Annotated in this window: 18 protein-coding genes; 7 read left to right on the top strand and 11 right to left on the bottom strand. The window is 38.5% G+C overall.

Annotation, left to right across the window (positions count from 1 at the left end; genetic code table 11):
- Nucleotides 1-63 precede the first annotated feature (63 nt).
- The 6 genes from ORNRH_RS02905 to ORNRH_RS02880 all read left to right on the top strand — a co-directional run bounded on the left by ORNRH_RS02905 (nucleotide 64) and on the right by ORNRH_RS02880 (nucleotide 5,421).
- Nucleotides 64-783 (top strand): DNA-binding domain-containing protein, encoded by a 720-nt coding sequence (locus ORNRH_RS02905; protein WP_014790421.1) that lies wholly within the window; start codon nucleotides 64-66, stop codon nucleotides 781-783.
- A 474-nt stretch (nucleotides 784-1,257) separates the two neighbouring features.
- On the top strand, nucleotides 1,258-1,440 hold the full coding sequence (locus ORNRH_RS02900; RefSeq protein WP_014790420.1) for a hypothetical protein: 183 nt from the start codon (nucleotides 1,258-1,260) through the stop codon (nucleotides 1,438-1,440).
- Nucleotides 1,441-1,510: 70 nt separating this feature from the next.
- Nucleotides 1,511-2,305 carry a DUF2797 domain-containing protein gene (locus tag ORNRH_RS02895; RefSeq protein WP_014790419.1) on the top strand — a complete coding sequence of 265 codons (795 nt, stop codon included), beginning with the start codon at nucleotides 1,511-1,513 and terminating at the stop codon, nucleotides 2,303-2,305.
- A gap of 38 nt (nucleotides 2,306-2,343) precedes the next feature.
- Nucleotides 2,344-3,693 carry an HTTM domain-containing protein gene (locus ORNRH_RS02890; protein WP_014790418.1) on the top strand — a complete coding sequence of 450 codons (1,350 nt, stop codon included), beginning with the start codon at nucleotides 2,344-2,346 and terminating at the stop codon, nucleotides 3,691-3,693.
- Nucleotides 3,694-3,703: 10 nt separating this feature from the next.
- On the top strand, nucleotides 3,704-4,405 hold the full coding sequence (locus tag ORNRH_RS02885) for a YjjG family noncanonical pyrimidine nucleotidase (RefSeq protein WP_014790417.1): 702 nt from the start codon (nucleotides 3,704-3,706) through the stop codon (nucleotides 4,403-4,405).
- A 59-nt stretch (nucleotides 4,406-4,464) separates the two neighbouring features.
- Nucleotides 4,465-5,421: a PorP/SprF family type IX secretion system membrane protein gene (locus ORNRH_RS02880; RefSeq protein ID WP_014790416.1), complete on the top strand. Its 957-nt coding sequence runs from the start codon at nucleotides 4,465-4,467 to the stop codon at nucleotides 5,419-5,421.
- Here the strand turns inward: ORNRH_RS02880 and ORNRH_RS02875 are convergent.
- Both ORNRH_RS02875 and ORNRH_RS02870 read right to left on the bottom strand, forming a co-directional pair.
- On the bottom strand, nucleotides 5,393-6,229 hold the full coding sequence (locus tag ORNRH_RS02875) for a peptidase associated/transthyretin-like domain-containing protein (protein ID WP_014790415.1): 837 nt from the start codon (nucleotides 6,227-6,229) through the stop codon (nucleotides 5,393-5,395). The two genes, ORNRH_RS02880 and ORNRH_RS02875, sit on opposite strands and share 29 nt — an antisense overlap.
- A gap of 4 nt (nucleotides 6,230-6,233) precedes the next feature.
- Nucleotides 6,234-7,028, bottom strand: a complete 795-nt coding sequence (locus ORNRH_RS02870) for a hypothetical protein (RefSeq protein WP_014790414.1) — start codon at nucleotides 7,026-7,028, stop codon at nucleotides 6,234-6,236.
- Between the two features lie 251 nt (nucleotides 7,029-7,279).
- Between ORNRH_RS02870 and ORNRH_RS02865 the strand changes: the two genes are divergently transcribed.
- Nucleotides 7,280-11,287, top strand: coding sequence for a glycoside hydrolase family 2 TIM barrel-domain containing protein (locus tag ORNRH_RS02865; RefSeq protein WP_014790413.1), 4,008 nt, complete (start codon nucleotides 7,280-7,282; stop codon nucleotides 11,285-11,287).
- 82 nt (nucleotides 11,288-11,369) lie between these two features.
- Here the strand turns inward: ORNRH_RS02865 and ORNRH_RS02860 are convergent, their stop codons facing one another.
- From ORNRH_RS02860 to murD, 9 genes are all read right to left on the bottom strand, one after another.
- Entirely contained in the window at nucleotides 11,370-11,750 is a 381-nt protein-coding gene (locus tag ORNRH_RS02860) for a septal ring lytic transglycosylase RlpA family protein (protein ID WP_014790412.1), read from the bottom strand.
- 485 nt (nucleotides 11,751-12,235) lie between these two features.
- Nucleotides 12,236-12,685 carry a GatB/YqeY domain-containing protein gene (locus tag ORNRH_RS02855; RefSeq protein ID WP_014790411.1) on the bottom strand — a complete coding sequence of 150 codons (450 nt, stop codon included), beginning with the start codon at nucleotides 12,683-12,685 and terminating at the stop codon, nucleotides 12,236-12,238.
- A gap of 63 nt (nucleotides 12,686-12,748) precedes the next feature.
- Nucleotides 12,749-14,443: a cell division protein FtsZ gene (gene ftsZ, locus ORNRH_RS02850; protein ID WP_014790410.1), complete on the bottom strand. Its 1,695-nt coding sequence runs from the start codon at nucleotides 14,441-14,443 to the stop codon at nucleotides 12,749-12,751.
- A gap of 33 nt (nucleotides 14,444-14,476) precedes the next feature.
- On the bottom strand, nucleotides 14,477-15,886 hold the full coding sequence (gene ftsA / locus ORNRH_RS02845; protein WP_014790409.1) for a cell division protein FtsA: 1,410 nt from the start codon (nucleotides 15,884-15,886) through the stop codon (nucleotides 14,477-14,479).
- A 3-nt stretch (nucleotides 15,887-15,889) separates the two neighbouring features.
- On the bottom strand, nucleotides 15,890-16,612 hold the full coding sequence (locus ORNRH_RS02840; protein WP_014790408.1) for a cell division protein FtsQ/DivIB: 723 nt from the start codon (nucleotides 16,610-16,612) through the stop codon (nucleotides 15,890-15,892).
- Nucleotides 16,602-17,939 carry a UDP-N-acetylmuramate--L-alanine ligase gene (murC, locus tag ORNRH_RS02835; protein ID WP_014790407.1) on the bottom strand — a complete coding sequence of 446 codons (1,338 nt, stop codon included), beginning with the start codon at nucleotides 17,937-17,939 and terminating at the stop codon, nucleotides 16,602-16,604. The genes ORNRH_RS02840 and murC overlap by 11 nt, the downstream gene beginning before the upstream one ends.
- The gene (gene murG / locus ORNRH_RS02830) at nucleotides 17,940-19,043 is read right to left on the bottom strand and encodes an undecaprenyldiphospho-muramoylpentapeptide beta-N-acetylglucosaminyltransferase (RefSeq protein WP_014790406.1); all 1,104 of its coding nucleotides are present in this window, start codon (nucleotides 19,041-19,043) and stop codon (nucleotides 17,940-17,942) included.
- Nucleotides 19,030-20,229, bottom strand: coding sequence for an FtsW/RodA/SpoVE family cell cycle protein (locus ORNRH_RS02825; RefSeq protein WP_014790405.1), 1,200 nt, complete (start codon nucleotides 20,227-20,229; stop codon nucleotides 19,030-19,032). The genes murG and ORNRH_RS02825 overlap by 14 nt, the downstream gene beginning before the upstream one ends.
- Nucleotides 20,230-21,564 carry a UDP-N-acetylmuramoyl-L-alanine--D-glutamate ligase gene (gene murD / locus ORNRH_RS02820; protein ID WP_014790404.1) on the bottom strand — a complete coding sequence of 445 codons (1,335 nt, stop codon included), beginning with the start codon at nucleotides 21,562-21,564 and terminating at the stop codon, nucleotides 20,230-20,232.

Here is a 21,564-nt window from a genome sequence, read left to right as displayed (position 1 = left end):
TTTCTTACAAGAGCCGTGTTAAGCGGCTCTTTTTTAACCAATAAATCAAAAAGAATAAAAATTATGAATAACTTAAAAGCATGGCTTCGTCCTAATCTTTTAACCAAAGACGATAAAGCAGATTTTATTGCGGTGCCACTGATGAACGGGAGCCTTGGGCTCAAAGAAGTGATAGAAGCCCTACAAAAAGAGGGTATGGAAATCCAAACCGAGACCGCTGTAGACATCATTACACGCTTTAACCGCAAAGCCTCGGAATTGGTATTGAATGGATACAGCGTAAACACAGGACTAGTGTATATGCGCCCTGCCATAAAGGGTGTGTTCTATGATAAATCTTTTGATAAAGAAAAGCATTCGGTGTATGTGAATGTAAACCAAGGCTTAGAGCTTAGAAAAGCCAGCGAAGATACCAAGGTAGAAATCTTGGGCGAGCAAGCCAGCCCGATGAGCTTATTCAGCATTACCGACAAGGTAACTGGCAAAACCGACGGGACACTCACCAAAGGGAAAAACGCCGAAATCAAAGGCACATACCTCAAGATTGCAGGCGAAGACCCTAAGAATGGAGTAACCTTTAAAAACCTAGACAATCAAAAAGAGACCAAGCTCCCTGCCGAGAATGTGGTGCTTAATGAGCCATCAAGGTTATTGATATTAGTCCCAGCAGATTTAGCCAATGGCAATTATGAGTTGCGCGTAACCACACAGTTTAGCAAAGGAAATACCATGCTCAAAGAGCCACGTACAGAGGCTTTGAACATACCTATTGTTATTGCCTAAAGGTTAAAAAAGGCTTATTTTACAATATGGAGGGTTCTGCTCGCACGAGCAGAACCCTTTTGCTTTATAAGGCAAGACATTCTGTTAGCATAGAGACAAGCGCTCTGTCAGCGTAAGAACGGATACTCTGTTAGCCTAAGGACGGGGTGTCTGTTGGATTAAGCATGCTTTAGCTCATGATTTTGAACCAGTGGAGCGCCGCCGAATTACTAACAATGGTGCGTCTTATAAGACGCCATAGCGTTGTCTTACCGAGTGCGTGTGTGGCGTCTGATAAGACGACGAGAAGTCGTCTGTTAGAGGGCTAAAAAATTTAGACTAGCATACGCCAGCCTTTGTCGTACAGTGAATGGTGGCTTTGAGCCTAAGCAAATGCGTTCTTTGTCGTGCGATAAAGAGGGCGATGGAAAACATTTGTTATTTGATGTGTTTTTAACTACATTTGGCAAGCTGATTAAAAATTTATAATATCACATGAATAAGTATTTAAAAATATTCCTACAATATTTCATCGTTTTGGCGATTATTAATTATGCTATTGCTATGTTTAGAAAAGACTTGGTAGATGTTCTTATTTACGCTTTAAAATATTCTGTAGTATTTGTTATCGCTATTTTTATATTTGATTGGGCAAAAGTTAAGCTTAATCAAAAATAAATCTATTTAAATTTCAGATTCCAGCACAAAGCCTGTATTTTTGCTCTTTCGACAAAAAAACATTAAAAAAATGAATTTTACGGGAGCGCTCAAAAAAATGCTGGTAGAAAACGCCCAGCCCATTCGCTATTATCTCAATCTGGGGCAAGATTTCATTGATATGAATCAAATGATTGGGAAGAAATTGGATTTCACCCATATCTCAAACGAATGCAGAGGCTGCGGAATGGATAAGCCCATCTTCCGCATGGGATTCTGTAAAAATTGTTTTTTCACTGTGCCCGAAGCCAACCCCAATATTTTAAAACCAGAATTGTCCACGGCGCATTTGGGCGTGGAGCAGCGCGATTTGGAGTGGGAGAAAAAGTTTGAACTTCAGCCACATGTGGTGTATTTGGCACTTTCGGGCGGACTGAAAGTGGGTGTAACGCGCAAAGTGCAAATTCCTACCCGCTGGATAGACCAAGGGGCGAGCCAAACCGTGATTTTTGCCGAAACCAACAATCGTTACGAGGCGGGACAAATTGAGGTGTTGCTCAAAAACTACATGTCTGATAAGACACACTGGCAACGCATGCTCAAAAACGAAAATCCCGAAATTGATTTAATCGCCGAAAAACATCGCGTGCAAACTTATTTGCCCGAAGATTTAGCCCCATTTTATTATCCCCAAGACGAAATTTACGAATTTCAGTATCCATTGGATTTTCAATTAAGTAAAATAAAATCGACCAATTTTCAGAAATCGCCAGAAATCTCTGGCGTGTTGGCAGGCATCAAAGGGCAATATTTGATTTTTGAAGATCAGCAAGTTTTAAACATTCGAGCACAAGAAGGTTATGTGATATCGCTTAATATTCAATAAATAATCTTAAATTACAGCCCAAATAATCAAAGCAGGTTATGAATTATTTGTTTGAAAGGGTGGATAACACCAAGCTCGTTTTCTTCAGAATCCTTTTTGGTTTTTTGATGATGATTGAATGCTGGGGAGCTATTGCCACGGGCTGGGTTGGGAAAACCTTTGTAAATGTGGATTATACATTCAATTTTATAGGATTTGAATGGACACATTTTTTGCTCGGGGAGCCGATGTACTTTATCTATGGATTCATGGGCTTTTTGGGCTTTATGGTAATGATTGGAGCCTTTTATCGTGTGTCGTCTATGTTGCTTTTTTTGCTCTGGACACTCACTTATTTTATGCAAAAATCCAATTACAACAATCATTATTATTTTTTGGTCTGGATTAGTTTTTTCATGGCGATCGTGCCAGCACATCACTACTATTCGGTAGACGCTAATGTAAATGCTAAAATCTCGTCGAACTCTACGCCCCGTTGGACTATTCTAATTTTCCAGATACAATTAGTGATTTTATACTTTTTTGCTGCGGTAGCAAAGCTCTATCCTGGCTGGCTAGACAATCATTATTTGCCATTGCGTTTGGAGCAGTCGGCACAGTGGTTTTTGCACACAGAGCATTTTAAATTTATGGCTAAATTTCTACGAAATCCCGATTTACCCCCACTTTTAGCCTATGGCGGTATTGCGTTTGATTTCCTATTTGTGCCACTTTTAATGTTTAAGCCTACCAGAAAATTAGCCTTTTTAATTGCGTTGTTTTTTCACATTTTTAATTCAATTACGCTGCATGTGGGCATTTTCCCATATTTAGCCTTAGCCATGTCGCTTTTCTTCTTTGATACCGAAACCTTGAAAAAAGAGATTTTTCCATTTAAATCTAGAGCTATGATTTCAGATGATTTACTTGAGAAAAATCCACCAAAGCCGATTGTGGTATATGCTTTTGTGGGGCTCACCTTGTTGCAGATTTATTTACCTTTGCGCCACTGGCTTATTCCCGATGATGTGCTTTGGACAGAGGAGGGGCACCGTATGGCGTGGCGTATGATGCTGCGTACCAAAACGGGCGAAATTAACTTTGAAACTCATTTGCCTAATGGCGAAATCGTGCAAGAAGATTTGTATGAATTTTTGCGTCCGCACCAGATTAATGGTGTGCAAACCAAGCCCGATTTTATTTGGCAATATGCCCAAGAGCTTAAGAGGAGGTATCAAGCCAAGGGAATAGAAGGTGTCAAGATTTATGCTAAAAATTCTTGCGTGAGCGTAAACGGCGGACCTTGCCATCCGTTCATCAATCCAAATGTGGATTTAGCGCACACCAAATGGAGCTATTTTGGGCATCAATCCTTTATTTTGCCTTCTCCAAAAGAATATTATCACTAAGAAAACAATTATGAAATTTGATACAATACAACATCTATTTTTTGATTTAGACAACACGCTTTGGGATCATCGCGGAAACTCAGAAATCACGCTGAAAGAAATGTTTAGCCACTACAAAGTGCAGGAAAAATATGGCGTAGATTTCGAGACTTGGCACCAAGCGTTTTATATCCAAAACGAAGCCTTGTGGCTGCAGCTCAGCCGTGCCGAAATCACCAAAGATGAATTACGAGCACGCAGATTTACAGAGCCTTTTGCACATTTTGGGATTAAGGACGAGGAGCTTTCATCGGTGTTTGATGAGCAATACTTATCGCTCATGCTTGAGAAAAATGGCGTAGTGCCAGGTGCAGAAGAGATTTTAAAATATTTAAAACCTAAATACAAATTGCATGTGATTACCAATGGCTTTATCGAAGTTTCGCAAGGCAAAGTAGAGCGTTCTGCACTCAATGGACATTTTGAAAGTTTGACTTGTGCCGATGAGATTGGCGTGAGAAAACCATCGCCCATTTTGTTTGATTTAGCCCTAGAAAAAGCGGGAGCACTGAAAGAAAATTCACTCTTGGTGGGAGATGATTGGGAAGCGGACATTTTAGGCAGTCTCAATTATGGGATAAAATGTGTGTATTTCAATCCACTTCGGGAAAATAATTCGTTGCCTGAGGTGCCTACGATTTATTCACTTTTAGCCCTAAAAGAGATATTGTAAAAAGGTCTTGAGGTCAAAAATAAAATGCTTATCTTGCGAGGGCTTTAATTTTCGTATGTATGAAAAAGATTTATTTCCATATATTATTCCTTTGTTTTCCATTATTAAGTATCAAAGCACAAGAGAGTTTGCCTTTTTATGAGCACTATATCTTGAGCGATGATTTCTTGATCAATCCCTCTTTTGCGGGGGCAAATCCTGAAATCATTAAAGTACGTGCTACGCACTATTCGCAATGGAGCGGAATGGATAATGTACCGTCTACCCAGACATTGAGTGCACATGCAGGTGTTTTTGATAGGTTATCTGCGGGGATTTATGGTTTTCACGACAGCAATGGGGCTAGTAAAATGACGGGCGTGAATCTTGCTGCGGCATATCATATTCCGATTGGAGATGACTATTTAGGCGAGTATGATTTGCCAGAAGTCTTCAGCTTTGGGATTTCTTATACGGGTTTTTCTCAAAGTTTTGATAAAGATAAATTAAACCCAGAAACTTGGAACGATCCACTTTTGCAAGATACCTCACATTTTCTAAGTTATTTAAATATCGGTACTTCGTTTTATTATAAAGGTTTTCATGGGGCGGTTTCTGTACTTGATATCCCTTTAGGTAATAATCAATTTGTGGTAAATAATATTGAACCACTTCCAGCTTGGTACTATTTAGGCGGGGGATATCGTTTTCTTGTGGCAGAGGGCATAGCTCTTGATCCTTCGTTTAATCTAGCCCTAAACGGTCAATCGGAAAGACAAATAGATTTAATATTAAAATCTAAATTCTACATGGGCGAAAATGCTTTGGGTGTAGGCGTGAGCTATCGCATGTCGAGTGATAGATCTGGCTCGCAAGCTTTGTCTTTATCGCCACAATTGCAACTGGAGCTTGGACGCCTGCGCATTGGCTACTCCTACAAATGGGGGCTTTCCGAAATTTACAAAGAAGTAGGAGCAGGGCACTTATTTAGCTTAGGATTTGATTTTGCTAATCCTTTTGATTCCCCGCGTTATTAGGATTTTGTTCGTCTCGTTCTTTCACTCTTTTAAGGTAGTCGGGCAATTCTTTCTGGAATAAAGAAGAGAGTGCCAAATAACTTTTGGTGCGATAGGCTTGCTCGTAGGCTGCCTGATTTCGGTACTGCGTGAAGATTACAAATTGCTGAATTTCGTCTTTGGGTAGTTTTAAATAATTAATGAAAAAATCATCGCCTATGAACTCCCGCACCTCGTTGATTTTTTTGATGTATTTCTCGTAAGTTTGTAGGCTTTCAAGTTTTCGGTAGTAGCCGTTGAGGTGTTTTAAAATGGAAATAACATCTACCGATGTTATGCTTTGTAAAATAGGAGTTTTCTTTTCCACATATTTTATGTCTAGCACTCTGATGTCGATTCCGAGACTTTTGTATAAATTTTCTTTACGCTTATCGTTGGGCACCGTAGCTATATCTTTTTCGATAAAGCCCGTAAGCTTTGGACGCACCACCAAATCTGCCAATTTGATATTTTCTGTATTGAGGTGAATCGTGAAATTGGGATTGCTAAGTGCCGTTTGTGTAACGATAAATTTGCGTGTCTCGAGAAACGAACCGCTGAAGATTATCGTGTCTTTTACCGATGCCGAGATTGTGAAATGCCCCGTCATATCGGTAGTGGTGTATAGCTTTTTGGTTTGGTTTAAAATCTTAATCCCATCGGCAGTTGTGTTCGAGAAGTCAATCACCACATTGCCCGATAAATTTTGGGCAGAAACAGCTACTCCCGCAAGAGAGAAAGCCCATGCCAGAAATGATTTGAAAAATATATTTTTAATGTTTTTCTGCATTCAATTATTTATTTTGCGCATCACGGTTTTTGATGCGGTCGAGATACAAAGTTACTTCATTTTCCAAAAGATTAGAAAAGCCAAGCATGCTTTTGGATTGATAAAACTCATTGAATTCCTTTGGCTTTCGGTTTTTTACAAAAATCAAAAATCGTTCAATTTCTTCTGCGGGGAGTTTTAAAATTTTGGTAAAAAACGATTCTCCCATAAAATCCCGCACATAGTTGATGCGTTCGATGTAAGAATCATAATCTTGCCGATTTTTCATTTTTCGGTAATAGCCCGACAAGTTTTTGTAGAGAGCCCCTAGATTTAAATTAAGCCCCGTAGAAATTTGTTCTTTTTTCTCTTCGGGGTGCAAATCAAAGATAGACACATCAAACCCCAGATTTTTGTACAATTCCTTTTTCCGTTCATCTTTTCGCACGGTCGCCAAATCTTTTTGCATATCACCCGAGAGTTTTTTATTCACATTTAAATCATCTAATTTAATGTTTTCTATATTTAAATGAATGGTGAAATTTGGATTGTCTAAAGCCGTTTGCGTTACAAAAAATTGCCTAGTTTCTACAAATGAGCCACTAAAAACAATCAAATCTTCTGCCTTGGCAGGAATGCTGAAATCTCCAGAATCATTTGTTTTTACTCGAATGTTTTGTGTTTTATTTTCAATTAAAATTTCGCTAGCCTCGGTATGGGAGCCATCGATTACCGCTCTTCCCGACAAGTTTTGCGCTTCCAGCTTTGTGGCATAAAAGCAAAAACTTAAAATAAAAATGAGTAAAAGTTTGATTCTCATAGATGAAAAATCGGATTTTAAATGATTTTTTAAAATGCTTGATTTCGCATGCATTTAATGATGTAAAGAAACGATAATCCTTTAAGAAATCTAACTTGTTTAACAATAATTTATTAAGATTTTGCTTGAATTTTTGTCTAAAAACGAAGTGTAAAAGGCTGATTTACCCAAAAAGCCCTAAAAATCATATTTATGATTTAACATTAATTTTTTACCTTTATACCTCAATTTTAAATTAAAACAATAATTATATGGACTGGAACAAAAAAATGGGACTAATGCTGGGGGTACTTGCGCAAAGTTTTGTCTTTGGGCAGCGAGTAGACTTGGCAGGCTTTGCGTATGGCGACAAGGCTGCGCCTACGGGCAAGGAGTGGGAGTCGGTTGAGGAACTCGCTTTGAATAAGGAGCAACCGCGAGCGTATTTTTTCTCGTTTGCAAATGAGGAAAATGCACGAAAAGTTTTACCGCAAAATTCAAAATACTGGGAATCCCTGAATGGAGATTGGAAATTCCATTGGGTAAAAACGCCAAGCGAGCGTCCAGTAGATTTCTATAAGCCAGATTACAATGTGGCGAATTGGGACAATATCAAAGTGCCGTCTAACTGGAACATGGTGGGCGTGCAAAAAGACGGTTCGCTCAAGTATGGCGTACCGATTTATGTGAATCAGCCAGTGATTTTCCAACACAAAGTGGAAGTAGACGATTGGCGTGGTGGAGTGATGCGCACGCCGCCAAAGGATTGGACGACTTATGTGTATAGAAACGAAGTGGGCTCGTATCGCCGTGATTTCACGATTCCAAAAGATTGGGACGGGCGAGAGATTTATATAGATTTCGATGGGGTAGATTCTTTCTTCTACCTTTGGATTAACGGAAAATACATAGGTTTTTCTAAAAACTCAAGAAACACCGCGTCGTTTGACATCACGCCTTATGTGAAAAAAGGGAACAATGTCGTGGCGGTAGAAGTGTATCGTAATTCAGATGGTTCTTTCTTGGAGGCGCAAGACATGTTCCGTTTGCCAGGAATTTTCAGAACTGTGGCTTTGCGTTCTACCCCCAAAGTGCAAATTCGTGATTTGAATATAATACCAGATTTAGATGCTAATTATCAAAATGGAACTTTAAGTATTACAACAGAAATCCGAAATTTAGATAGAAAAACAGCCAAAGGCTATTCCATAGAATATAAGATTTTTGAAAATAAATTGTATTCAGACGAGAATGAGCCATTGCCTAATATTTTAGTGGAATCTAAGCTTCAAAAATTAAAATCAAATCAAACTGAAATAAGCACGGCGACTTTAAAATTAGATAATCCCAATAAATGGTCGGCAGAGTTTCCGTATCGCTACACACTTTTGGCTGAGCTAAAAGACCGAAAAGGAAAAGTGGTAGACATGGTTTCTACTTATGTAGGATTTAGAAAAGTGGAAATCAAAGAAACTGCGGCTGCAGACGATGAATTTGGTTTGGCAGGTCGCTATTTTTATGTAAATGGCAAAACTGTAAAATTCAAAGGCGTAAACCGCCACGAGACCAATCCGGAGTTGGGGCACGCCATCACGCACGAGCAAATGGAAAACGAAGTGAAAATGATGAAGCGTGCAAACATCAATCATGTGCGTAATTCTCACTATCCAGACGATCCTTATTGGTATTATCTGTGCAACAAATACGGAATTTATCTCGAAGATGAAGCCAATATAGAATCTCATGAGTATTATTACGGAAAACCATCGCTGTCTCACCCAATTGAGTGGAAAAAGGCGCATGTGGGGCGCGTGATGGAAATGGCGCATGCCAATGTAAACAATCCTTCGATTGTAATTTGGTCGTTAGGAAACGAGGCAGGACCTGGTAAAAACTTTGAATATGCCTACAAAGCACTAAAAGCATTTGATCAATCTCGCCCTGTTCAGTATGAGCGAAACAACGATGTCGTGGACATAGGTTCCAATCAGTATCCATCTATTGCTTGGACGTATGGTGCTGCGAGCGGAAAATACAATATCAAATATCCGTTCCACATTTCGGAATATGCACACTCAATGGGGAACGCATGTGGAAACTTGGTAGATTATTGGAATGCAATAGAATCCTCAAACTTCATTTGTGGAGGTGCAATTTGGGATTGGGTAGACCAAGCAATGCGTAACTACGACCCTAAAACAGGTAAAGCCTATATGGCTTATGGCGGTGATTTTGGCGACAAGCCAAACGACGGTCAGTTTGTAATGAACGGAATCGTTTTCGCAGATTTAACACCGAAACCACAATATTTTGAAGTGAAAAAAGTATATCAAAACATTGCGGTAACCCAAAAAGGCAATCAATTAGAAATCTTTAATAAAAATTATTTCAGAGATTTGTCGGACTACGATGTAGTTTGGTCATTATACCAAAACGGAGTAGAGGTGAAAAACGGAACGCTTAACCTTGGAAATGTACCAGCCAGAGCACGAAAAACTGTGGGCATTCCAGTAGATTTAAGTTCACTGAATAAAAATGCGGAATATTTCTTAAAAATAGAATTTAAATTAAATAAAGATAAGCCTTGGGCTAAAAAAGGCTATGTGCAAGCAGATGAGCAAATTTTATTGCAGAAACCTGCGGAAAAACCAAGTATAGCGCAAGTGGCTCAAGGAAAAGCTCTAGAGGCAAGCAGAAAAGGCGACTTGCAAATTATAAAAGGCGATGACTTTACCGCAGAATTTAATTTAAAAACAGGAGCTTTATATAGCTTAAAATATAATAACCAAACCATCATTGAGCCAGGCGAAGGTCCAAAACTAGATGCGCTACGTGCTTTTGTAAACAATGATAACTGGGGCTACCAAAAATGGTTTGAGCTAGGATTGCATAATTTAAAGCACAAAGCCACAGCTGTCAATGTAGTGAAAAATGCCGATGGCACTTATACATTATATTTCACCATAGAATCGCAAGCACCTAATGCTGCAAAAATTTTAGGCGGAACAAGTTCTGGACATAATAAAGTAGAGGAATTAACGGATAGAAAATTCGATGATTCAGATTTTAAATTTGTAACCAATCAGATTTATACGGTTTATAAAGATGGTTCTATTGAGCTACAATCAAACATTAGCTCAAACAATCCAAATGTGATTTTGCCACGATTGGGCTATGTAATGGAGTTGCCTAAAAAATTCGATGATTTCACTTATTATGGTAGAGGTCCGCAAGACAACTACAACGACCGTATGGCTGGAGCCTTTGTTGAAATTTACAAAAACAAAGTAAAAGATGAATTTGTGAATTTCCCTAAGCCACAAGATATGGGCAATCATGAAGATGTGAGATGGCTGGCATTGACAGATAATCAAGGACAAGGAGCGGTATTTATTCCAAATAAGCCTATGTCTTGCTCTGCACTTGAGTATTCGGCAATGGATTTAATTATGGCGCCGCATCCGCATGAATTGCCAGAGAGCAAAAGAATTTATCTAAGAATCGATGCCATGGTAACGGGACTTGGAGGAAACAGTTGCGGGCAAGGAGCTCCTTTGGCAAAAGACCGAGTGTATGCTAAACCTTATAGCATGGGATTCATCATTCGTCCTGCGGGCAAAGATTTATCTCAAATAGCAGATGTAGCACCAGCGGGCGAAATGCCGATTTCCATTACTCGTGATGCGCAAGGAAAATTAAGTATTGTTTCTGCGGCTAAGGAGCAAAAGATTCTTTATAGCATAGATGGTAAAAAGGCACAAAACTATCAAGAGCCATTTGAGTTTAGAGACGGTGGTGCGGTAGCGGCTTGGTACCAAGGCAATAAAAATTCAAAAGTGAGTGCGAAATTCCCTAAAATTGAAAAGCTTAATGTAAAAGTGTTGAATGTAAGTAGCCAAGAATCGGGTGGGGGCGAAGCCGAAAATATGTTAGATGGCGACACCAATACCATTTGGCATACTATGTATTCCGTGACTGTGGCACAGTACCCACACTGGATTGATTTTGATTTGGGAGCACCACAAGAAATCAAAGGATTTACTTATTTGCCACGCCAAAACGGCACAAATGGTAATATCAAAGATTTTAGTGTCTCTGTGAGCGATGATGCGCAAAACTGGAAAGAAGTTTCTAAAGGAAGCTTTGACAAGTCAAGCAAAGAGAAGAAAGTTTTGTTTGAAAAACCAGTCAAAGCACGCTATTTGAGATTTACAGCACTCAATGAGCAGAACGGACAAGATTTTGCCAGTGGAGCAGAGTTTAGCGTACTTGGAAACTAAATAGCAAAAATAAAATAGTAGTAAATGCAACAGCGGCGATTCTCTTTGAGAATCGCCGCTGATTTTTTTAATGATTACAAGATTATAAAATTTCGTAATTTACAGTAATAACGCCTCTGTCTTTAGCTGCGATTTGGTGGAAGGCAGCTTTGCTTAAATCAAATTTTCTTCCTTTTACAAAAGGACCTCTGTCGTTAATTCTTACAATTACAGATTTGTTTGTTCTTACATTTGTAATCTTCACTTTAGTTCCAAAAGGTAAAGTTTTATGAGCCGCTGTTAGGGCATTCATGTTATACTTTTCACCGCTTGCAGTTTTCTTACCATGAAATTCTTTTCCGTACCAAGAAACTTTCACTTCCTTTTTGTCATCTCCGTTGCCATCGCCATTGTGAGTGCTTTTAGCAAAAGAGAACTGCAAACTCATAAAAACTAATAGTGTAAAAATAAATCTTCGTTTCATGATTTTCTATTTTTTCTATTATTTCTGGCGCAAATGTATGGTGAACTTTTTTTAAAACCTTAGATTGATTCTAAATAATTAGCTTTTAGATTGATTTTGTGGCTCGAAACAGTGATTATCAGCGAAAATCCCGCTAAAGACTAAGTCTTTGTTAAAAAAATAGAAAATATTTAAATTATCAAAATATTAAGAATTTCGTTAGCGTATTTATTTCCTTTTGGTTTGTTTAAGTGTTTGATATTTAGTTGCTTGATTGTTGTTGCTGGAATCCGTTTTGGCAAAATCAAGCGATGAAAAATTGTTTTTTGATGGTTTTTCAATATTAAATAAAGATTGAGTGGTGTTTTTTAATTTAAGCTTAGAAAGCTAGTTTTCGCAGTATTTATTCTTTCATTCATATCTGAAAATATGCTTAAAATCAAATTTTTAGCATAAAAAAAACCTTGCATAATATGCAAGGTCTAAAAAAACTATGATTAAGAAATTTATTTTCCTAATTTATTTTTCACCGCATCAGCAATAGCTTTGCTATCAGCTTTTCCAGCTAATCTTTCATTGGCAAGTTTCATTACTTTGCCCATATCTTTCATTTCGGTAGCACCTGTTTCTTCTACGATTTTGGCGATTTCTGCCTCTAGCTCTTCGGCAGAAAGCTGTTCTGGTAAGAATTTTTCAATTACACTAGCTTGAGCTAATTCATTTTCCGCCATTTCGTTTCTACCTTGCTCCGCGAATTGAGTGGCAGCGTCTTTGCGCATTTTGATTTGCTTTTGTAGAATAGCGATTTCGTCTCCTTCGCTTAATTCTGAGCCAGAACCATCTGTTTTGGCTAATAAAATAGCAGATTTAATTGCTCTTAATGCTTCGAGTGCGGTTTTATCTTTGCTTTTCATGGCGGCTTTCATTTCCTCCATGATTTGTTTTTCTAATGCCATTTTGTTTAAAGTTTTATAATTAAAAATTAATTGTTTAGCCCAAACAATTTTGGGCTAAACAGATTAGTCTACATTATCGTGTAAGAAGTTATTTGGTCTTAATTTAATTTGTTGATCCACATCTTCATCTATAATATAGTTGCTTGGTTTTGAGTGTCTGTATTCAGAAAGTTCGATGCCTTGTCTTTTGTAGGCAGGGATTCTTTCAAACTCCTCAGTTTCTTGCAAGCTATTTTGGAAACGATAGTTGAATTTCTTTAATCTTTCTCTTCTCTCTAGAATTTGTTGAGAAGCTTTTTCATCGTTTATGTTTATTGTGTTGTTAGAAGAATTGTCCACTTTTTGGGTAAAAGTAGGTCTTTCTTTTACTTCAACTTGGGTTTCCTGTCTTTTGGGCTGAGTGCTTACGCTATTTTGCGGAGCTCCGTGCGAATTGATGCTTGGATCTTCCTCATTATCCCATTGCTCGTTTAGATTAAAGATTGTGCGAGTTTCTCCATTTTCTTCGTCTATGATAACTTTAGGACCATTGTTTTGTGGTAGATCTTTCGGTTTTTCGTTTTCAGTTGAAGAGGTGAAAAAATAATCTTCAGAAGCTTCGTCGTTCAAATTTGTTTCTTGCTCTTCTTCGTTTTCAAGAAGGGTAAATTGTCTAGGGCTTTCTTCTGTTTTTGGTGAAGAAAACTCTTTTTTAGAAGCGGTGATATTAATGGTTTTTTCCTCCGTTTCTTTATCTTCTAAATGATGAACGATAGGCTCTTTCTTTTTCTCATTGATAGCTTGTTGGTCTTTTGGGAAACCAGTGGCTACAATGGTAACACTTATGTTTTCGCCTAGTTCTGGGTCTTCTCCCATACCCATGATGATGTTGGCGTCGTAACCTGCTTCTTCCTGAATGTAATCGTTGATGATTCCGATTTCATCCATGGTTACTTCATCATCTCCAGAAACGATTAATAATAGTACATTTTTAGCCCCTGTAATTTTATTATCGTTTAGCAACGGAGAATCTAGTGCCATTTCAATCGCTTTTTTGGCTTTTTCAGATCCGCTAGCTTTTCCAGAACCCATGATGGCAGTTCCGCTATTTTCTAGTACAGTTTTGGCATCACGCAAGTCGATGTTGATGGTGTACTCGTGCGTGATAACTTCTGCAATACCTTTTGCTGCGGTAGCTAAAACTTCGTCTGCTTTGGCAAAACCTGTTTTAAAGCCTAAATTGCCATAGAGTTCTCTTAGTTTATCGTTGTTGATGATTATAAGAGAATCTACACTGTTTCTAAAGCGTTCAATACCCGCTTTTGCTTGCTCTAGTCTTTTTCTTCCCTCGAATGAAAACGGAGCAGTGCAAATTCCCACGGTAAGGATTCCCATGTCCTTGGCTTGTTTAGCGATGATTGGGGCAGCACCTGTTCCTGTTCCTCCACCCATTCCTGCGGTGATAAAGACCATTTTGGTATTGGTGTCTAGGATGTTTTTGATGTCCTCTAAACTTTCAAGGGCAGCTTTTTCTCCTACTTCAGGGTTAGCACCAGCACCTAAACCTTCAGTAATGTTTTGTCCTAATTGAACTTTTACAGGAATTCCACTTTTATTCAAAGCTTGAGCATCGGTATTGGCGATGATGAAATCTACTCCAGTAATTCCTTGTTCTGCCATGTAGTTCACGGCATTGCTTCCGCCTCCACCTACACCTATCACTTTGATGGCTGCTGACCTGTTTTTTGGCATTTCAAAAGATATATCGTTAAAGTCCATGTTTACTTATTTTCTATTTTTCTGTGTTAAAAATTATTCTGTATCATTAATCATTTTAATGAATTTGTCGCCCCAATTCTCAAGTAGATTGTTGATGCCTAAAATTCTTTTTTTATTTTGTTTTTTAGGCTTTTCATTCTTCTCCTCTTTTTCATTAACTTTTTTCTCCTCTATTGGAGCTGTGTTTGAGATTACTTTTTCACTTTGCTTAGGTTCTTCTTCTATCTCAATTTCCTCTTCTGGTGCAAAGATTTCTTCTTCGAAAATTTTAGATTTTTCTAATTTATTTAAGCCCTCAATAACTAGACCTACCGCAGTTGCGTATTCAGGTTTAGAAATGATTTGAGCTTGTCCACTTGCTATATGCTCATTGCTATATCCTATGCGACAATCCATTGCCGTAACATATTCAGCCAGTTGTCTTATGTGCTTTAGCTCCGCACCACCACCTGTGAGAACAATTCCTGCGATGAGTTTTTTTCTCTGTTCTTCGCATCCGTAATGTCTTAATTCAGAATGTACATGGTCTAGAATTTCAAGAACTCTAGCGTGAATGATTTGGCTTAAGTTTTTCAATGAAATTTCCTTAGCCGGTCCACCTCTAAGTCCAGGAATAGCCACCACTTCAGTCGCTTTGTTTTCCTCTGGCATAGCAGAGCCAAATAAAACTTTTAATTTCTCTGCATGTTTTTCAATAATAGAACAGCCCGTTTTGATGTCTTCTGTAATCACATTTCCACCAAATGGAATCACGGCTGTATGGCGAATGATATTGTTTTTAAAAACAGCAATATCTGTGGTTCCCCCACCGATGTCTACCAATGCTACACCTGCTTCTTTTTCCTCTTCGCTTAAAGAAGCTAAAGACGATGCTAAAGGCTCTAGAGTTATCCCTTTTAAGATAAGTCCAGCACTTTTCACACATCGTGCAATATTTTTGATAGAGGCAACTTGCCCCACTACTACATGGAAAGTAGCCTCAAGACGACTACCGTACATGCCTGTAGGTTCTGTAATGCCTCCTTCGCTATCTACCTTAAATTCTTGCGGGAGAACATGAATAATTTCTTCGCCAGGGAGCATAACAAGTTTGTGCACTTGATTGATTAAACGATTGATGTCGTCGTCATCAATTACTTCCTCAAAGTTATCTCTTGTGATGTAATCACTGTGTTGCAAACTTCTAATGTGCTGCCCAGCAATACCCACGGTAACTTCTGTGATCTTGTATCCAGAATCTTCTTCCGCTTTTTTTACTGCCTCTGTGATGGAGTTTACAGTATTAGTGATGTTGGTAACAACGCCGCGGTGTACTCCAAGGCTCTTTGCGCGTCCGATTCCTAAGATTTCTAATTTACCGAACTCGTTTTTACGACCCACCATAGCTACAATCTTGGTTGTACCTATGTCTAAACCTACTGCTATTTGATTGTTGTTCTCCATTTTTTATTTACTTGCTACCACTTGATTACTATATTTTAAACTCAATTTTTTGTAAGGCATTTCTGCATTGTTTTCAATGAATTCTTGATGAAAAACCTTAAAATTTCTTAGTTTTCGGTCTAAGTTTTCTAGCTGCCCAAGGTCTAAAACATAGCTCCCATCATCAACTAACAAAATAAAGGAATTTTCCGATTGCTTTTCCATTCCTATGATATGGTTTTTCAACAACTTATCATCATTGATTAGATGCGTTAAATTTACAATTTTTTTATATTCTTCGGGCAAAATTTTTCCATTTATCATTAGAACTTTGGCAGAGAAGTCTTTACATAAAGGGATTTGTGTTGCATCCTTGGTAATGTAATACTCCTTGTTGCCAGTTTTTACCCTTGCAACGGGGATTTCTTGCTCAATTTCTGTGTGCAAAACTCCGTTGTTTTCCAAATATACTTGTGCACTTTTTACATATGGATTGGCATTTAGCCGATCCTCCATCGCTTTGACCGAAATGCGCTGAGCTTGCATTTTGGGGTAATCGGGATGGGTGCTCTTGAGCGTATTTTCTACGACTTTACCATTGATGAAATAAATACCATCAGAATAGTCGATTTTATCATCTATTTTCTGCAACTCTCTTGTTTTGTACAAGTGGTCGGAAAAAGACAATAGCGAGACTAGCACAACTAATCCTAAAAGTATTTTAAGTAAAATCCATTTACGCTTCATTGTACAATTCTTTTAACGGTTCGTATAAATTGGCAATATCTCCTGCGCCCATGAGCAAAAGTACATCAAAATTACGATTTTTGATGGTTTTAATTGCATTAGACAATGATGAAATTTCTGGTTTTTTGTCCATTTTTTCAGCCAACCATTCAGAGGTGATGCCTTCAATTGGCTCTTCTCTGGCTGGGTAAATGTCTAGTAAAATCAATTCGTCCAATGCGTTAAGCGATTGTGCAAACTCATTGCCGAAGTCCTTAGTTCTACTAAATAAGTGTGGTTGGAACACGCCTAAAATCTTTTTATCGGGATAAAAATTTTGCGTAGCAGAAATAATCGCTTTCAATTCCGTTGGGTGGTGAGCATAATCATCAATTATCACTTTTCCGTTCGGGCAAGTGTGTCTGGTGAATCTTCTCTTTACACCTTTGAAACTCGCTAAGCCCTTTTTGATGTCGTTTTCTGAGACGCCATTTTCAAGAGCAATGGCAATGGCTGCGACAGCATTTTCGATGTTGTGTCTGCCAGGCAACGGCATCACGATGTCTTTGATGGTTTGGCTTGGTGTATATAAATCAAATAAATAATGATTTTCTTCGATTCTGATGTTTTGAGCCGAGTAGTCTGCTTCGGTTTCTACACCGTAGGATTGACTGTTGGGTACATTTAATCCTTTTTTCGCAAAAACTTTATTTTCTACCAAGGCGGCAAATTCTAAAAAGCTTTTTTCTAGTTCTTCTTTTTCGCCATAAATGTCTAAATGATCGGCATCCATCGAAGTGATGGCGGCATAGTTTGGTGATAATTGAAGAAATGAGCGATCGAATTCGTCGGCTTCTACCACGGTGATTTCGGTGCCACCTAAAATTATATTGGATTGATAATTTTCAGCAATTCCGCCCAGAAATGCGGTGCAAGGTTTTCCTGCCACATGCATTAAATGCCCTAAGAGGCACGAAGTGGTAGTTTTTCCGTGTGTGCCCGCAATAGCAAGGCAATTGGTTTGCCGAGTTAGCAGTCCCAAAACCTTGGAGCGTTTTAGGATATTGAAATTATTTTCTTTGAAAAAATCTAGAATTTGCAGATTTTTGATGGCAGGTGTAAAAATCACCAAACAATTTTCTGCGGTGAGATGCTTGAAATCTTCATTTAAAGCGTCTTCGTAGCTCACTTTGATGCCTTCTTTTTCAAGCGCATGAGTGAGTGGGGTAGGCGTTTTGTCGTAACCCAATACCTTTTTGCCTGCCAGATTGAAATATCTCGCAAGGGCACTCATTCCGATTCCTCCGATGCCTACAAAGTAATAATATGTAAAATCTTTAATATTCAATTAATCGATTTTTAGATGGTTAAACAAAATATCTACAATCTCTTGTGTTGCCTTTGGTTTGGCGAGTTTAGCAATGTTTTCGCCTAGAGTTTGTTGTTTTTCGGTGTCTTTAGCCAAATCAATAGTGGTTTTTACTAAAGATTCGGTGGCGGTTTTGTCTTCAATCATTATGGCAGCTTGGTGATCGACCAAGTTTTGTGCATTTTTGGTTTGGTGATCTTCTGCTGCAAACGGGTAGGGTACTAAAATAGTAGGCTTCCCGATTAAGCAAAGCTCAGAAATTGCCATGGCTCCCGCACGCGAAACAATGATATCTGCCGCAGCATAGGCTTGTTGCATATTGTAAATGAAATCGGTAATGTGGATTCCGTTTTCATTGTTTGGGGCTAATTTTTTTAACTCATCAAAAGAAGGTTTGCCTGTTTGCCAAATCAGCTGAATTCTGTTTTCTGATAAGGTGTTTAAACTTTCTTTCCAAGCATTGTTTAGCGTCTGAGCTCCCAAAGAACCGCCTACTGATAAAATCACGGGTTTTTCAGGATTTAGCCCAAAAGCTTTTTTAGCTTCTGTTTTTTCGGGTAAATTTTCAAATAAATTTCCACGAATTGGATTTCCCGTAAAGTGCACACGCTCTTTTGGGAAATAATTTTCCATTCCAGTATAGGCTGTGCAAAAGGCAAAGGCTTTGTCTTTTAAAATTTTGTTGGTGATGCCAGGGTAGGAGTTTTGCTCCTGCACTAGCACGGGAATCTTGTTTTGTTCTGCTACCCACATAATAGGACCAGAGGCAAAACCACCTGTGCCGATTGTAGCGTCTGGTTTAAAGTTTTTGATGATTTTTCGGGCATTAAACCAGCTGCTCATTAATTTAAATGGAAAAGATAAATTAGCCAATAAATTGCTTCTTTGGAATCCGGAAATCCATAAGCCTTCAATGGGATAGCCTGCTTTAGGCACTTTTTCCATTTCCATTTTGCCTTTAGCTCCTACAAAGAGAATCTCTGCCTCGGGAAGTCGTCGCTTGATTTCGTCGGCAATAGCTATGGCGGGATAAATATGTCCACCTGTTCCACCACCACTTAGTATGAATTTATAGCGTTTCATAAGGCATCTCTTTTAAGTTTTCTGGTATATCAAGTGGATTGTCTCCCGTTTTTGGAATATGTCGGCTCACGCTCAAGATGATTCCAAAGGAGATACAAGTAGCCCAAAGGGAGGTTCCTCCAAAGCTAATCATAGGTAAGGGCTGTCCCGTTGTTGGGAAAAGTCCCACCGCAACTCCAATATTTATAATAGCTTGGAATATGATGGGTAATCCTAGGGCAAATACTAGCAATGTGCCAAAAAAGTTTTGAACCTTGGTGGCGATGACGACAATTCGCCAAAGAATTAAGAGATAGAAAAAGATTGCAGCGGAACCTCCAAGCAATCCGTATTCTTCTACAATGATAGCAAAAATAAAGTCGGACGAAGCTTGTGGTAGCGTGTGTTTTATGGCACTTTTGCCTGGGCCTTTTCCTGTGATGCCACCTTCTACGATAGCGGTTTTGGCATTGGTTTCTTGCCAAGATTCAAGGCTGTTTTCCGAAGGGTTTGTAAATCGTTCGATACGATTTTTCCAAGTATGAACACGGCTATTGGGAATGGCGTCTCCGTAATTTAATGCAACAAAAACAAATAAGAAACCCAATAATACGACTGTGCTACCTAAAATAGCTAAATACTTGATCGGGAAACCTCCAATAAATAGAATTGTAACAACCATGGCAAATAGCATGATTGCGGTAGAACCATTGGCAGGGAAAATTAAGCCAATGATTAAAATCGCTAAAAATAGAGGAATCCCAGAGTTTTTTAAAGTGATTTTTTGATTTCTTACATTATTTAAATATCCAGAAATGTACACCATCAATATCAAACTTGCAAAAGTTGAGGTCTGGATGGAAACACCAATTCCAGGTACTTTTAGCCATCGGGAAGCTCCAGCACCATCAATCACGGTGCCTTGAGATATCGTTAAAAACAACAAAGGGATAATCAGCACGATAGCAATGCGGGAAATGCCAAATAGAATTTTGTAATTGACTAATTGCATGCCAAACATCATGACTAGCCCAATGATCATAAATGAAAATTGTCGCCCAAATTGCCCCCAAATAGTACCTGTCTTTGCGGCATACTCAATGTTTGAACTTGCCGAAAGTCCAGTGAGGAGCGAGCCTAAAACCAGTACCATGATAAAGGCAATCAGGTATTTATCTCCTAAAAATATGTTTTTTAGAAATTTCATTTACAGTTTTTTTACCTCAGCTTTAAATAATTTACCTCTTTGTTCGTAATTTTCAAATAGATCGAAACTAGCGCACGCAGGAGATAATAAAACAGTATCTCCGTTTTCGCCATATTCGTAGGCAGCCTTCACGGCATCTTCCATAGATTTAGTTTCAGTAATGTTTGGGACAATGTCGCGGTAGCATTCCACGATTTTGCTATTGTCTACCCCTAAACATACAATGGCTTTTACTTTCTTTTTTACTAACGGAATCAGCTCAGAATAGTCGTTTCCTTTGTCTTTGCCACCTACAATCCAAACGGTTGGTTTCTTCATGCTCTGCAATGCGTAGAAAGTCGCGTTGATGTTCGTCGCCTTTGAATCGTTTATGAATTCAATGCCACGCACGCTCAATACAGGCTCTAGGCGGTGCTCCACTGCATCAAAATCAGTTAAACTCTCTTGAATGATTTTTTTTCTAAGTTTCAAGATGTTTCCGTTTAATGCACTTGCCAAGGAATTGGATACATTGTGTTCTCCTAATAATGCTAATTCTTCTAATTTCATTCTAAATGTTTCCGGATATGTTAGTATTAAATTTTCTTCGTTTGCATAAGCTGGTTGGTGCTCATCTTTGAGCGAATATCCCAGCATTTTTGCTTTTATGGTATGTTTTTTTAGTAATTCTACAGTTTTAGGATCGTCTACATTATAGATGAAGAAATCCTCTTCTGTTTGATTTTTAGCGATTCTTAACTTAGCCTCCCCATATTTATCGATGTCGTAATCATATTGGTCTAAATGGTCTGGCGTGATGTTTAATAAAATCGCAACATGTGGTTTAAAATTATCTATATCATCTAATTGAAAGCTACTTAATTCTAAAACATAAAGCTCATGCTCTTCATCGTTTAAAACCAATTCGGCAAAGCTGTAGCCTATGTTTCCGCCCAGGCCCACTTTTTTGCCCGCTTTGCGTAGCATGTGTGCAATCAGTGAGGTGGTGGTGGTTTTTCCATTGCTTCCCGTGATTGCGATGATTGGTTTTTGAGTGAACCATGAGGCAAATTCAATTTCTGAGATAATTTTCACATTTTGCTTTCTCAGTTTTTGAATTAAAGCTGCTTTTTGCGGAATACCAGGGCTTTTGATGATTAAATCAGCTTGAAGAATTTTGTCTTCGCTGTGAGCTCCGCTTTCAAATTCTATTTCAGCGTTTTTTAATTTCTCTTGGAATTTAGGTTTAATGTTTCCCGCATCAGACAAGAAAACATCATAGCCTTTGGCTTTGCCTAAAAGGGCTGCGCCTACACCGCTTTCGCCCCCTCCGAGTATAATTAATTTTTCTTTCAT

The organism is Ornithobacterium rhinotracheale DSM 15997, from assembly GCF_000265465.1.
Lineage (GTDB): Bacteria > Bacteroidota > Bacteroidia > Flavobacteriales > Weeksellaceae > Ornithobacterium > Ornithobacterium rhinotracheale.
The sequence above is the reverse complement of the archived record's forward strand: the minus strand, read 5'-3'. Positions and strand labels throughout refer to the sequence as shown.